We start from the raw sequence: 13,127 nt of genomic DNA on the forward strand, positions 1-13,127 counted from the left end.
AGAACGACAAAAAATTAATTAAATACTTTTACCGACGGCAATACTTTTCCCTGGCAATCAAATAGCGCCTGATTTTCACGCGCATTGCCCTCTTTCCATTCGTCATGGATATATTTCATCCCCGCCGGGGTGGCCCAGGTATTTCCCGGAACGGCAATCCACGTGGGCTCCCAGTAAAAAATCCCTTTGCCGCGCTGGTCGGGAACATCGATGACCGCCTGCATCAGATCGTGGATATAGCGATATTGTCCCTGCACGCTGGCGGGATATCCCCCGTCCTTTTCCTCTTTGGCCTGGAAACTATTTTCCGCGTTATCGCAATTGGCCAGGGTATAGGCATAGGCCGCCTCGACGACAATAACGTCTTTGTTATAGCGTTTGCTGATGTCATCCATATTGGCCTTCAGGGCGCTGATCGGCCCGTTCCAGTAGGTGTACATCGACAAACCGATCACGTCATACGGCACATGGCGTTTCTCTATTTCGTCAAACCACCAGCGGAAGGTATCGTTTTTGGTCCCTTCAGCCAGATGCAGCATGATTTTCACCTGCTCGCCGTTGTGCAGGTTCGCCTTCAGGCCATCAATGGCCGCGTTCAGCAGACCAGCCAGCCGGTCGAACTCTCCGCCCCCCTGCCCCCAGCTTTTCCCTTCCGGCCACAGCATACCGCCATTGATCTCATTGCCGATCTGCACCATATCCGGCAGGACGCCCGCCTGCTTAAAGCGGGCGATGGTATCCCGGGTATAGTCATGAATCGCCGTTTTCAGCTGCGGGTAATCCATCTTTTCCCAGGCCTTCGGTTTGAACTGCTTGCCGGGATCGGTCCAGAAATCGCTGTAATGAAAGTCGAGCAGCAGCTTCATTCCCTGGGCTTTCGCGCGTTTCGCCAGCGCCAGGGTCGTGGCCAGATCGTTATTCCCGCCGCCATAGCCCTCGCCGCTTGCCGATTGCGGATCCACCCACAGGCGGAGGCGAACATAGTTGACGCCGTTCTCTTTCAGAATGGCGATCGGATCCTTACGCCGGTTATTCTGGTCGTAGAAGGTCGCCCCGTGCTTTTCAGCATCCAGCAGCGTGGAGATATCCGCGCCTTTAATAAAGTCCGCCGGCATGCCCTGAAAGGCGCGGGTTTCAAGCGCGTCCGCCGCCAGCGAAGGGGGGGAAAAACTGCATGCCAGACAAACCGCAAGCCATGCGGGTGTAAATCTTTTCATGTGCTTATCCTTTAGTACTGCCCGAGGTCAGGCCGGAGACGAAGTATTTTTGTAACGCCAGATAGAGGATCGCGACCGGCACGGCAATCAGCACCGCCCCCGCCGCGTAGGTGGTGTAGCTGGCCCCCATTTTTTGCGCCACCAGGTTATACAGACCGATAGGCAGGGTGTATTTATCCGGGGTACGCAGGATGGTGCTGGAGAGGATGAAATCCCCCAGCGGGCCGGTGAAGGAGAACAGCGCCACCACCGCGAGGATCGGCCTCGACAACGGCATGATGATCTCGATAAAGATGCGAAAGCTGCTGGCGCCGTCCATGCGGGCGGACTCATCCAGATCTTTGGGGATCGCGTCGAGATACCCCTTCATCAGCCAGGTGTTCATCGGGATCATTCCCCCGACGTAGATCAGCACCAGCGCCAGATGGCTGTTAATCAGGCCAAGCAGTTGCGACAGCACAAAGATGGCAATCAGCGCGGAAAACTGCGGGATCATCTGCAGCAGCAGGAACAGCATCAGCCCGTTCTGCCGCCCTTTAAAGCGGAAGCGGGAGAAGGCGTAGGCGGTAAAGCTGACGCTAATCAGGGTCAGCACCATAGTCAGGAAGCTGATTTTCATCGAGTTCCAGTACCAGGTAAGGTAATTCACATTGCCATTGAACAGATCGGCATAGTGCTGGAACGACAGATTTTCCGGAATGATCGAGGTACTCAGCAGGCTATTGCCGGCGTTCAGCGACGCCCCGACGGTCCAGACCAGCGGATAGATAATCACCACCGAGACCAGGATAACCACCAGCCAGGTGAGAGAGAGTCGGATCCACTTTTCGCGTTTAATACTGGGTGATTGAGCCATGTTGCTTCCCTTACGCCATGTCGTCATTTTTGAAGGATTTGGTGGCGCGGAACTGCCACAGCGCCAGGCCGACGACGAAGATCGACAGCAGGATAGTGATGGTCGCCGCGATGGCGTACTGCGACGAGGACATCGTCAGCTTATAGATCCACGACACCAGAATATCCGTCCCGCCGGCGTTAGATCCCGCCACCGCAGGGCCGCCGTTGTTAAACAGATAAATGATGTTGAAATTATTAAAGTTGAAGGTGTACTGGGTGATGATGATCGGCGCGATCGCGTACAGCACCAGCGGCAGGGTGATGGTGCGCAGGCGGGTAAAGGCGCTGGCGCCGTCCATCGTCGCCGCTTCATACAGATCGTCCGGGATCGCCTGCAGCACGCCGGTGGTCATGGCAAAGACAAACGGGAAGCCAAGCCAGGTCTGCATCATGATCAGCGCGGTTTTGGTCCAGAACGGGTCGGTCAGCCATGCCTTTGGACTGATGCCGAAGAATGACAGGATCGCGTTGTTAATCACCCCGAAGGAGTCATTGAACATCCCGGCAAAGACGAGGATGGTGACAAACCCCGGCACCGCCCACGGCAAAATAAAGATAGTGCGGATCAGCGGCTTAAAGCGCAGATCTTTTTGGTTCACCAGAATCGCCAACAGCACGCCCACCGTACACTGCAGGGTGGTCGCCAGCAGCGTCCACACCACGGTCCACTGCAGCACATCCAGGAAGGTGGAGCGCCAGATGGAGAGGGTGAAAATATTGACGAAGTTTTTCAGGCCCACCCAGTCCACCAGCTTCGCCGGCGGCGTGTGGTACAGGTTATAGTTGGTGAAGGCGATGGCGAAACCAAACAGAATGGGAAAGATCACCACAAAGACCAGCAGAATAAAGCCTGGCGTGATCATCAGGTACGGGAAGCCATCGCTCAGCAGCATCTGGTACTGCTTACGCACGCTGTTCAGCGCGACCCCCTCATCGCGTTTTTTGCCGTTCAGCCACGCGTCCCGCAGCGAGAGAAAATAGATCAGCACGCCAAAAGCGACGATCAGCACGCTGATAATCCCCTCCGCTAACAGGAAGATAGAGTTATCCCGGGGCACCTCTTCACCCAAGGTATAGAGCCCCCACAGCCCCTCGCGCAGGAAGTCATAAAAAATACCCAGAAAGCTGCTCAACAACACCAGGAAGACCAGCCCCTTCAGCCACTGGCGATGATAAAACTGACCGAAACCCGGCACGATTGCCAGCAGCAGGCCGCACCACGCATGGCGCCCGGGCCCGCGCGCGTCGCTATAATTTTCGCTGGAATGGATGCTCACACTCGACTCCTTCTACAAACGGGAGGTCCCCCTCCCGCTCGGTGACTTCACGTGACGGTAAATTACTGATTGCTGGCCTGCATCGCTTCGATCTGCATCTTGATCTGTTTCACCGCGTTATCGAGCGCGGCCTGCGGCGCCTGCTTGCCGGTGAGGCTCAGTTCAAGCGCGGCATTAGCCGGCCCCCACACTTCCCCCATCTCCGGAATGCCCGGCATGGCCATCGCCCGCGCCGACTGTACGGCGACGGCGCTGGCCTTTTCGTCATTTTTAATCACCGGGTCGTCAATCATCGCCTTCAGCGGCGGGATTTCGCCGGTGGCGACATAGCGGGCTTTTACATACTGCGGCTGGTTGATGAACTCGATAAACTGTTGCGCCAGCGCCTTGTCTTTACTCCAGGTCGATACCACGTAGCCCTTAACGCCGAGGAAGGAGCTCATCGGCTTGCCGTCCGGCAGGGTCGGCAGCGGCACCACGCCATAGTTGATACCGGCGGCTTCATACGGCTGGAAGGCCCAGGGGCCGTTGATCACCGCCGCCGCTTTTTTCTCGGTAAACAGCGAATCAATGGCGTTCAGCCCGTTATCGCCGAGGATCCCTGCAGGGAAGGCCTTCTCGGCATAGAACTTTTTCAGGAAGGTCACGGCTTCCACGGCGCCGGGAGTATTGAGCCCCACCTGCTGCGGGTTGAAACCGCCGCCGTCGTTCTTCGCGAAGATATAGCCGCCCATCGGGCCAATGGCTCCCCAGCTGTAGTAGATCTGATCAAACTTCGCCAGCAGGCCGTATTTGTTCTGCTCACGCTGGGTCTTCGAGTAGTCCAGCCAGGCCTGCAGGCTGTCCAGCGGCTTGTCGATCAGGTCCTTGTTGTAGATAAGCACCAGGGTTTCCACCGCTTTCGGGATCCCGTACAGCGCGTTGTCCATGCGGAAGGCATTGATAGAGGCTGGCGTAAAGGCATCCTGTTTCGCCTGCTCGACGTTGAGCGGCGAGAGAAGCCCCTGAACGACGGCGCCGCCGAGCTGGTCATTCGGGATCACCAGCACGTCCGGCCCAATGCCCGCCGGGCCGTCGAGGCGCAGCTTTTCCAGCTGCTGGGCATAAGGCATCTCCTGCAGATTGACCTTCACGTTGTACTGCTTCTCAAAATCGCTGACCGCGGTTTTGATGCCAGTGGATTTTTTAATGTCTTCCCAAACGTTGAGCTGCCCGGCGGCATGCGCCTGCAGGCTGGTAAGTTGCCCCGCCGCGAGGGTGGTAAGGATCAGTGCAGCAAGCGTGTTCTTTTTCATTATCAACCTCATGTGAAGGTATAACAATTTAATGGTTTTTATTTGAATTACGTCTGCCAGTTAGAAAAAAAATCATTTCAAACTGGGTTGTTACATAGAAAACAGACGCTGATTCGCTTTTGTTATACGCTACGCTTTGATTGGGGATAAAACTACCATAAGCTGCCAGTTGTGTGATCATCCTTGCAGAAATGAAACGCCGCTGTATGGCGCAAAATCCGCGGAAGTTATAGTCAGGACATGATTTTAGCGCTGTTGAATATCGTCACGCTGTTTTGTTACACGTAATACAATTTCACTCAACTCAGCGACACGCCAACGGCAAACAACGGCTACTCACTTCGGGGAATGTGGATGTCCAATATACGACTGAGGAATGTCACCAAAAGGTTCGGCAGCACGGTGACGCTGCACCAGGTCAATCTCGATATTGAAGATGGCGAGTTTGCGGTCTTCGTCGGCCCTTCCGGCTGTGGAAAATCGACGCTGTTACGTATGATTGCCGGGCTGGAAGAGGTTAGCGACGGGGAAGTGCTGATCGGCGATGAGGTGATGAACGATGTGGTCCCCGCCCGCCGCGGCGTAGCGATGGTTTTTCAGTCCTATGCGCTCTACCCGCACATGACGGTGGCGGAGAATATGGGCTACGGGCTGAAGGTGAATAAAGTGCCGAAAGCGGAGATCCGTCGCCAGGTGGAAATGGTGGCCAAAACGCTGCAGCTCTCTCACCTGCTGGACCGTAAACCGAAGCAGCTCTCCGGCGGCCAGCGGCAGCGCGTGGCCATTGGCCGCGCTATCGTGCGTAATCCCCGGGTGTTTATGTTCGATGAGCCGCTTTCTAACCTCGACGCGGAACTGCGCGTCGATATGCGCCTGCATATTGCCCGCCTGCACCAGGAGCTGAAGACCACCATGGTGTATGTCACGCACGATCAGGTGGAGGCGATGACTCTCGCTGATAAAATCGTGGTCATGAACTACGGAAAGGTTGAACAAATGGGTTCGCCGATGGCGCTTTACTACAATCCGGTCAACAAATTCGTCGCCGGTTTTATCGGCTCGCCAAAGATGAACTTTTTACCCGCCACCGTCAGCGACTGGCAGCCAGAGCGTTTAACGGTCACCCTCGCCCAGGACCATCAGCTCACCCTGAACGTTGCCACCCAACCGCTTAAGCCTGGCGCCGCGGTAACGCTGGGGATCCGGCCAGAGCATCTCACGCCTGAAGTCTCCACCGGTACCGTGGTGGAGTTTCAATGTGAAGTGGTGGAACGTCTGGGCAACAATACCTACCTGTTCGGCCAGTGCTATGGTCACGATAACGTCAAGGTTCTGCTGCCCGGCGACGTCCATTTCCGCCCGTGGCAGAAGATTAATCTGGCCTTCGATGACCGCTTCTGCATGGTGTTTGATGAGAACGATCTGCGCATCAGCGCCGATATCACGGCGCCAGACGCACACTAAGCCAACATATTGCTGTCATCTGCGCAGCGTATGCTGCTACTGAATGCCGGAATACATCCTGCCGGCATTCACACCCTCATTTTTATTCTGCTGCATCGGAATCATCCTTCTCTCCCGGCATCGCAGGCTATTGTGATGCCGGTTTTTTTCCCCGCACAGCGCGATTTCTCCCACTGCGCCCGGTTTATCTTTCGCATATACTGATGACACCCGGCGAACGATAAGGACACAGGCATGAGGACCCGGCATCTGATGGCGCTGTTTACAGGGGTGCTGATACTGGCCATCATCCTGCCCATCTCGCTCAGCATCTGGCAGGCGGCGCGGCAGGCCAAAATGCAGTTCTATCGTGAACTGGATGATTATTCCAACCACATCGTCGCCCGCACGCTGCAGGTCGCCGATCAGGCCCGGGAAGCGCTGCGGGAGGCCGATGCACATACAGCCTCGTCCTGTAGCCCTGAACATCTGCTCATGCTCCGCCGGATCGCCTATACCCACCGCTACGTTCAGGAAGTGCTCTGGCTGCTGAATTCCGTTCCGCAATGCTCCTCCCTGGAAGACCATAGCGTCGCGGTGACCTTCCCGCCACCGGACCACATTGCCTCCGACGGCTATCGCACCTGGCTGACCTCGATTAACGATCTTGGCCTCAATCACCAGATGACGGCCATGGCCAGCCAGCAGCATATGGTAATGATCGATCCCATCTCCTTCATTGATGTGGCGCCCGTCAGCGAGGAGAAGATCCATAGCATGCTGTTTGGTTTGGACCATCTGAAAATGGTGATCAGCAGCCAGCCGCTGCCGGCGAAGGCCTGGCAACGGATTAAAGACCCGCACCTGAATATGCTTACCCTGGATAATACGGTCTACCGGATCCAGCGCATTCCCGAGCTGGGATCCGGCATTGTGACCTGGTCATCCACCCTGCCCCTGCAGCAGCACATACGGCAGCAGTTGATCTTCTGGCTCCCGGCCGGCATCTTCACCAGCCTGCTTGCCACCTGGCTGCTGCTGCGCCTGCTGAGACACCTGCGTTCACCGCGTAACAGTATGCTGGACGCCCTCCATTCCCAGGCGATTCAGGTTCACTATCAGCCGATTATTTCATTGCAGGACGGGAAAATCGCCGGAGCCGAAGCGCTGGCGCGCTGGCAGCAACCCGACGGTACCTATTTATCGCCGGATATCTTTATTCCCCTGGCCGAGCAGACCGGACTGATCACCCAGCTGACGGAAGATATCGTCAGGAAAATTTTCGCCGATCTGGGCCCCTGGCTGAGGCAGCGGCCGGAAGTGCATATCTCCATCAACCTGTCGGTGGATGACTTACGCTCTCCCACCCTGCCCACGCTGTTACACGATCAGCTGCAGCACTGGGGGATCGCCGCCGAACAGATCATCCTTGAGATCACCGAGCGCGGGTTTGTCGACCCGGAGACCACCATGCCGGTGATCGCTCACTACCGTCAGGCTGGCCATCGGATCTCGATTGACGATTTCGGTACCGGCTACTCCAGTCTGAGCTATCTGCAGAAGCTGGACGTCGACACGCTGAAAATCGATAAATCCTTTGTCGATACCCTCGAGTACCGGCCGCTGACGCCGCACATTATTGAAATGGCCAAGGCGCTCAATCTGACCACCGTCGCCGAAGGGGTGGAAACCGAAAGCCAGCGCGACTGGCTGCGACAGCATGGCGTTCAGTACGCCCAGGGGTGGCTGTACAGCAAAGCGCTGCCAAAAGAGTCATTTATTCAGTGGGCGGAAGATAATCTCCATGCGCATTAAGCGGCAGGCAGCCTGCGCAGAAGGTCAGCGGGCGCGGCCTCTTCGCCGCCCTCTGCCGGAGGCTACTTCAGATAGGATTTAATCACCTGCATCACCGTCTCCAGATCCGCTTCACGCTGCGTCTCATCTGGCTCTTTCACCACATGGTCGGTCAGATGCCCCTGGATAACCTGCAGCATCATGCCATTGACCGCGCCGCGGATCGCCGCCAGCTGCTGTAGCACCTCAGCGCACTCATGCTCGCGATTAAGCATTTTCTCTAATGCGGTACTCTGCCCCTGAATTTTCTTCAGCCGGGTCAGTAACTTCTTTTTGTCTCTCACTGTGTGTGACATTGCGCGATCCACCGTTTTATTCTGCCGTCATTGCCCGACCTTCGACGCCGGCAACGCCTGCCAGCATAGCATGATCCCTTTTATCAGCCTCTTTTTCTACTGGGGGGTAGTATTTTACTACTGGGGGGGAGTAGCATAGAGCCACTTTTGGCAAGGATCCCGATATGAACGATTTCACTTCCCTTCTGCAGCAGGGCAATGCCTGGCTGTTTATTCCCAGCGCGATACTGCTCGGCGCGCTGCACGGCCTTGAACCCGGCCACTCAAAAACGATGATGGCCGCCTTTATCGTGGCGGTACGGGGAACCTTAAAGCAGGCGGTTCTGTTGGGGCTGGCGGCGACGGTCTCGCATACCGCGGTGGTCTGGCTGATCGCCATGGCCGGCCTGTGGTTTGGCCGCGGCTGGAACGCCCAGACTTCTGAGCCCTGGTTTCAGCTGATCTCGGGGGTTGTCATTGTGTTGATTGCCTGCTGGATGCTCTGGCGCACCTGGCGCGAATCGCGGCCCCACGCCCACCCCCATCATCATCAGCACGGGCACGACCATGACCATCACCATGACCATCATCATCATGAACATCATGACCACCATCATTCTCACTCCCCTGGCGCGCCGCTGGTGGCGGAGGAGTGGCAGGACGCGCATCAGCGGGCCCATGCTCAGGAGATTAACCGGCGCTTCGATGGCCGCCAGGTGACGACCGGGCAGATTGTGATGTTTGGCCTGACCGGCGGGCTGATCCCCTGCCCGGCGTCCATTACCGTGCTGCTTATCTGTTTACAGCTGAAGAAATTCTCGCTGGGCGCCACGCTGGTACTCGGCTTTAGCGTCGGTCTGGCGCTGACGCTGGTGGCTTCCGGGGCTATCGCCGCCCTGAGCATGAAACATGCCACCCGCCGCTGGCCGTGGCTTAACGACATCTCGCGCAAAGCGCCCTGGATCTCAGGCTTACTGATTATTGTGGTGGGGATCTACATGATGCTTCATGGCCTGAGAGGCCTGTAAACCACAATGCGCCCTCTTCTTGACGACGAGGGCGCGGGTTCCCTTCAGGAGACGCTCTCCCGGGGAGTGCTGACCGCCCGGCGGCGGACGGGCTGGCTGAACCACGGCAGGCACAGCTGGATCAGCGGCCCAATCGACAGCGCGTAAATGACGGTTCCGACGCCAAACTTGCCCCCCAGCAGACAGCCAATCAGCAGTACGGAGAGCTCGATCGCCGTACGGATACCGCGCAATGACCAGCCGGTGCGAGCGTGCAGGCCGGTCATCAGGCCATCGCGCGGACCCGGGCCAAAGCCCGCGCCAATGTACATCCCGGTGGCGATAGCGTTCATCACAATCGCCACCACCAGCAGCGCACTGCGCGCCACCAGCGACTCCAGCGGAGGCAGGACGGCCAGCGTGGCGTCCGCCGCCAGCCCCAGCACGATAACATTACTCACCGTGCCGAGCCCCGGCATCTGCCGAATCGGGATCCATAGCAGCAGCACCGCGGCGCCGGTCAGGATAATCACGGTCCCGAAACTGATCCCCAGCTGTTTAGCCACCCCAAGATGAAAAACGTCCCACGGATCGGCGCCGAGATTAGCATGCACGAAGAGCGCCGTGGACACGCCGTAGAGCACCAGACCGATATATAACTGCAGCAGGCGACGAAGCATATTTTTTCCTCAACATCATTGCGAATGCCCTCATCATCAGCAAAAATGGACTGATAATTAATGGCCAGTTTTGGAAAAGTGGATCGCTATGTCAGCCCGACGCTTTGGAACACAGTCCCTGGTACGCCTGCTTGGCAACTGGCAGGAGTCCAGTTCCCGCACACCGCTATGGCGCCAGCTGGCGGAAGCGCTCCGCCTGCTGATCCTCGATGGCCGTCTGACGCTACAGACGCGCCTGCCCGGCGAGCGCGAGCTGGCGGCGGCCCTCAACGTCAGCCGGACGACCATAGCCAGCGCCCTCGGTCAGCTGCGGGAGGAGGGGTTTCTCCATAGCCGCCAGGGGAGCGGGTCGCGCATTGTCCTGCCGGAACGCCCTGCCGATCTGCCGCCGCCCTCTGCGACCCCCTCGACGATCAATCTCTCTACCGCTGCCCTCAGCGCCGGTCCGGAGCTCCATCAGGCCTTCCAGCACGCCATGACCCTGCTGCCGCCCTATCTCACCCAGACCGGCTACGATCAGCAGGGGCTCCCGGTGCTGCGGGAAGCGATTGCCCGGCGCTACAGCGAACGTGGCCTGCCGACGCGGCCCGATGAAGTGATGGTGGTCAACGGCGCGCTCAGCGCCTTCGCGCTGATCCTGCGTCTGTTCACCGGCCCCGGTGACCGGGTGGTCATTGACGCCCCGACCTATCCAATGGCCATCAGCGCCATTCAGGGCGCCTCCTGCCGGCCCGTCGGGGTCGCACTCCCCCAGCAGGGATGGGACTGTGATGGATTAGCGGCGACCATTGCGCAGACCGCGCCGCGTCTGGCATGGCTGATGCCGGATTTTCACAACCCTACCGGGCGCTGTATGGATGCCCCTACCCGCCAGCGGGTCGCGGACATCGCGGCCAGGACGCGAACAACGCTGGTGATCGATGAGACCATGGTCGACCTCTGGTATAACGCCCCGCCCCCGCCGCCGCTGGCCTGCTTTAATCCCGACGCCGCGGTGATCACTATTGGTTCGGCCGGGAAAAGTTTCTGGGGGGGACTGCGCATCGGCTGGATCCGCGCCAGCGCGCGAACGATCGCCTCGCTGATTCAGGCCCGCGACTCTCTGGACCTGGGTACGCCGCTGCTGGAGCAGTTGGCCTGCAGCTGGCTGCTGGCAAACGCCGCCACGCTGCTGCCGCCGCGACGGGAGATGCTGCAGGCGCGCCGGGACATGTGCGAAGTGCTGATGAAAGAGTATTTTCCCCGCTGGCGCTTTACGCCACCGGAAGGCGGACTCTCTTTTTGGGTGGAACTCCCTGACATGCTGGCCACCCTGTTCTCTGCGCGGGCGGAAAGCCAGGGGATCCATATCGGCACCGGGACGCGGTTTGGTCTGGAGGGCGCGTTCGATCGCTATTTACGTCTGCCGTTTACCTTGCCGGACGAAGCATTGCGTCAGGCCTTCTCCACGCTACAACCATTGTGGCATAGCCTTGCAGAACAGCGGGAAAATACGCGTTTGCGGAAAATAATATAAGAAAATATCGACGGGCTGGCTTCAGCCCGTCAAAAGTCCGTCATCCATGAGGTATATGAGATGTTTTTATAAAATTGCCTGAGTATCCTGCCATCTGGTTATGGCAACCCGGTGACGGAAATAAGGCAATTTCATTAATGCTGGCGCGGAATAGGAAACCCTTTCAGGGAAATAATAAAGCCATCTTCATCTTTTTTAATTTTAGCGCCGGTGTCACACCAGTCGGATGCAATGCGAAAGAACTCATCACTACCGATATTCCAGTTCAGGCGAACGTGTTTTACGTATCCTGAGCGCAACATATCGCAGGCTTCGCTATAGTTGCTGGCTGTAGAGAATTGTTGTTTCATTTTTTCTTCTTCAGAAGTTTTCTTAATGCTTTGATTTCTTTAGGGGTTAATGGCGTCGCCTCCTCTTCGGTATGCTGGCTGTCAATGTCCTCTTCCGTCACCCCCGCCTCACCTGCTGATGCCTCCAGCTGAAAAGCCAGCTGCAGCAGCTTTTCCGTTGCCGTACCCAGGTTCTCGTTATTCACTTCCGCATAATGACGCAACTTCTCTTTTAACTCAGCGTCAATTTTTACATTCAAAACCACTGTGGTCATAGCTACGCTTCCCGTGCAATAAAATCATCATAATTAATACACGAAGTTAACATGCTGATCCAGAGATATATTTTATAGCATGGATCTGGCAACAAATTCCCAGTAATAAGATGCTCTTTATTTATGACACGAAAATGACATTAATATTGCAGTAGCATTTCAGATTTATGACAAGTCAATATTATGGAATAAAAACGGGTTGTTTTAGCAACAAAAAATAATATGTGATCTGTATCAGGTATTAAATATAGCAGGAATAAAGACCGGGAAAATATAAGGGATATATCATGAGGGCGAAATGGGTGGGGGCCCTGCCAGCTACATCCCGGCACACACGTCGTCTGCTCTGGCTGCTTCCTTCCGGACCTGACCTGGTAAACAGAGTAGCGTTGCGGGAGAACCAACAGAGCCCCCATTGAGAGCGTTGTTACCCAACGCGCTGGCGCATTATCCCTGCTGACCTGGTGAATTGCAAGCGCGCCCCGACTGCCTGCTGGTTTATTGCGCAATAACGCGAATAAAACCAGTCACTCACGCTCAATCTGTGAGAGTGAGAGCGTGCGCTCAGCACACTGCCAGGATATCCACCATACTTATCCACCTTATGTTCTCTTTTATCATCAGCGCATTGTCTCTACGGTAATCGAATGACTGACTCATCACCACAGACCATCACTCTGCCTTTGCCCGCCATTGAAGGGATGACCATCGCCTTTCAGGGGGTGAATTATCTGCGCCCTGAAAAAATGCTCGACTTCGTGACTATCAGTCAGGCGCCGGTGCGGGCGGTCACGCCGCTGGCGCTGCTCTATTCCACCGTCGGCGTGCTGCGTCAGGTGGAACTGCGCAAGCTACCGGTCTACATCAGCGGTCGGGTGGTATACCCCATCTCGTCGCTGACCATGCCGGGCCTGCGCGCGAAGCTGATCATCAACGCTACCTCGCAGCGGTTAAAATTCCTGGAGAGCCTCATCGCCAGTTCACCTTCCGACAATGTCCATGGCATGCAGATCCTCGGCCTGGCCCTGACGTTCACCGTCGAACAGCCCGCCTGATCTGCAG

Annotated in this window: 13 protein-coding genes and 1 other RNA gene; 5 read left to right on the forward strand and 9 right to left on the reverse strand. The window is 56.9% G+C overall.

Annotation, left to right across the window (positions count from 1 at the left end; genetic code table 11):
- Positions 1–14: 14 nt before the first annotated feature.
- From AC6CWS_RS08230 to AC6CWS_RS08245, 4 genes are all read right to left on the reverse strand, one after another.
- Complete coding sequence (locus AC6CWS_RS08230; RefSeq protein ID WP_032453928.1) at positions 15–1,217, reverse strand: glycoside hydrolase family 53 protein; 1,203 nt, start codon at positions 1,215–1,217, stop codon at positions 15–17.
- Positions 1,218–1,221: 4 nt separating this feature from the next.
- Positions 1,222–2,073, reverse strand: coding sequence for a sugar ABC transporter permease (locus tag AC6CWS_RS08235; protein WP_004204761.1), 852 nt, complete (start codon positions 2,071–2,073; stop codon positions 1,222–1,224).
- 10 nt (positions 2,074–2,083) lie between these two features.
- Positions 2,084–3,391 carry a carbohydrate ABC transporter permease gene (locus tag AC6CWS_RS08240; protein ID WP_048296875.1) on the reverse strand — a complete coding sequence of 436 codons (1,308 nt, stop codon included), beginning with the start codon at positions 3,389–3,391 and terminating at the stop codon, positions 2,084–2,086.
- Between the two features lie 62 nt (positions 3,392–3,453).
- The gene (locus tag AC6CWS_RS08245) at positions 3,454–4,686 is read right to left on the reverse strand and encodes a maltodextrin ABC transporter substrate-binding protein (protein ID WP_017898899.1); all 1,233 of its coding nucleotides are present in this window, start codon (positions 4,684–4,686) and stop codon (positions 3,454–3,456) included.
- Positions 4,687–5,040: 354 nt separating this feature from the next.
- Here AC6CWS_RS08245 and AC6CWS_RS08250 point away from each other — a divergent pair, with 354 nt between their 5' ends.
- Together AC6CWS_RS08250 and pdeB are read left to right on the forward strand one after the other, a co-directional pair.
- Positions 5,041–6,150: an ABC transporter ATP-binding protein gene (locus AC6CWS_RS08250; RefSeq protein ID WP_065882851.1), complete on the forward strand. Its 1,110-nt coding sequence runs from the start codon at positions 5,041–5,043 to the stop codon at positions 6,148–6,150.
- Between the two features lie 234 nt (positions 6,151–6,384).
- Entirely contained in the window at positions 6,385–7,944 is a 1,560-nt protein-coding gene (gene pdeB, locus AC6CWS_RS08255; protein WP_065882816.1) for a cyclic di-3',5'-guanosine monophosphate phosphodiesterase PdeB, read from the forward strand.
- Positions 7,945–8,006: 62 nt separating this feature from the next.
- On the opposite strand, the gene AC6CWS_RS08260 is transcribed toward pdeB, so the two are convergent.
- On the reverse strand, positions 8,007–8,279 hold the full coding sequence (locus AC6CWS_RS08260; protein WP_004204767.1) for a metal-sensing transcriptional repressor: 273 nt from the start codon (positions 8,277–8,279) through the stop codon (positions 8,007–8,009).
- Between the two features lie 164 nt (positions 8,280–8,443).
- Here AC6CWS_RS08260 and AC6CWS_RS08265 point away from each other — a divergent pair, with 164 nt between their 5' ends.
- Positions 8,444–9,286 (forward strand): nickel/cobalt efflux protein RcnA, encoded by an 843-nt coding sequence (locus tag AC6CWS_RS08265; RefSeq protein ID WP_065882817.1) that lies wholly within the window; start codon positions 8,444–8,446, stop codon positions 9,284–9,286.
- Between the two features lie 44 nt (positions 9,287–9,330).
- On the opposite strand, the gene yczE is transcribed toward AC6CWS_RS08265, so the two are convergent.
- The gene (gene yczE, locus AC6CWS_RS08270) at positions 9,331–9,945 is read right to left on the reverse strand and encodes a membrane protein YczE (protein WP_032453862.1); all 615 of its coding nucleotides are present in this window, start codon (positions 9,943–9,945) and stop codon (positions 9,331–9,333) included.
- Positions 9,946–10,033: 88 nt separating this feature from the next.
- Here yczE and yczR point away from each other — a divergent pair, with 88 nt between their 5' ends.
- Positions 10,034–11,461 carry a MocR-like transcription factor YczR gene (gene yczR / locus AC6CWS_RS08275; protein ID WP_065882818.1) on the forward strand — a complete coding sequence of 476 codons (1,428 nt, stop codon included), beginning with the start codon at positions 10,034–10,036 and terminating at the stop codon, positions 11,459–11,461.
- A gap of 134 nt (positions 11,462–11,595) precedes the next feature.
- Here yczR and AC6CWS_RS08280 read toward each other — a convergent pair whose 3' ends face one another.
- The 3 genes from AC6CWS_RS08280 to ffs form a co-directional block, all read right to left on the reverse strand.
- A complete protein-coding gene (locus AC6CWS_RS08280; RefSeq protein WP_004142688.1) occupies positions 11,596–11,811 on the reverse strand; it encodes a hypothetical protein in 216 nt (71 codons plus the stop codon).
- A complete protein-coding gene (locus tag AC6CWS_RS08285; RefSeq protein ID WP_023288627.1) occupies positions 11,808–12,065 on the reverse strand; it encodes a hypothetical protein in 258 nt (85 codons plus the stop codon). Before AC6CWS_RS08285 ends, AC6CWS_RS08280 begins: the two co-directional genes overlap by 4 nt.
- Positions 12,066–12,374: 309 nt before the next feature.
- An RNA gene (gene ffs / locus AC6CWS_RS08290) (signal recognition particle sRNA small type) lies at positions 12,375–12,471 on the reverse strand.
- 241 nt (positions 12,472–12,712) lie between these two features.
- Between ffs and AC6CWS_RS08295 the strand changes: the two genes are divergently transcribed.
- Positions 12,713–13,120 carry a hypothetical protein gene (locus tag AC6CWS_RS08295; RefSeq protein ID WP_017898905.1) on the forward strand — a complete coding sequence of 136 codons (408 nt, stop codon included), beginning with the start codon at positions 12,713–12,715 and terminating at the stop codon, positions 13,118–13,120.
- The last annotated feature ends 7 nt before the right edge of the window (positions 13,121–13,127 follow it).

Source organism: Klebsiella sp. M041 (genome assembly GCF_059759695.1).

What these genes read in the sequence shown, in the direction of transcription:
- AC6CWS_RS08245 (WP_017898899.1), bottom strand. Translation starts at nt 4,686, where the DNA reads ATGAAAAAGAACACGCTTGCTGCACTGATCCTTACCACCCTCGCGGCG.
- AC6CWS_RS08285 (WP_023288627.1), bottom strand. Translation starts at nt 12,065, where the DNA reads ATGACCACAGTGGTTTTGAATGTAAAAATTGACGCTGAGTTAAAAGAG.
- AC6CWS_RS08295 (WP_017898905.1), top strand. Translation starts at nt 12,713, where the DNA reads ATGACTGACTCATCACCACAGACCATCACTCTGCCTTTGCCCGCCATT.
- AC6CWS_RS08250 (WP_065882851.1), top strand. Translation starts at nt 5,041, where the DNA reads ATGTCCAATATACGACTGAGGAATGTCACCAAAAGGTTCGGCAGCACG.
- yczR (WP_065882818.1), top strand. Translation starts at nt 10,034, where the DNA reads ATGTCAGCCCGACGCTTTGGAACACAGTCCCTGGTACGCCTGCTTGGC.
- pdeB (WP_065882816.1), top strand. Translation starts at nt 6,385, where the DNA reads ATGAGGACCCGGCATCTGATGGCGCTGTTTACAGGGGTGCTGATACTG.
- AC6CWS_RS08280 (WP_004142688.1), bottom strand. Translation starts at nt 11,811, where the DNA reads ATGAAACAACAATTCTCTACAGCCAGCAACTATAGCGAAGCCTGCGAT.
- AC6CWS_RS08260 (WP_004204767.1), bottom strand. Translation starts at nt 8,279, where the DNA reads ATGTCACACACAGTGAGAGACAAAAAGAAGTTACTGACCCGGCTGAAG.
- AC6CWS_RS08230 (WP_032453928.1), bottom strand. Translation starts at nt 1,217, where the DNA reads ATGAAAAGATTTACACCCGCATGGCTTGCGGTTTGTCTGGCATGCAGT.
- AC6CWS_RS08235 (WP_004204761.1), bottom strand. Translation starts at nt 2,073, where the DNA reads ATGGCTCAATCACCCAGTATTAAACGCGAAAAGTGGATCCGACTCTCT.
- AC6CWS_RS08265 (WP_065882817.1), top strand. Translation starts at nt 8,444, where the DNA reads ATGAACGATTTCACTTCCCTTCTGCAGCAGGGCAATGCCTGGCTGTTT.
- yczE (WP_032453862.1), bottom strand. Translation starts at nt 9,945, where the DNA reads ATGCTTCGTCGCCTGCTGCAGTTATATATCGGTCTGGTGCTCTACGGC.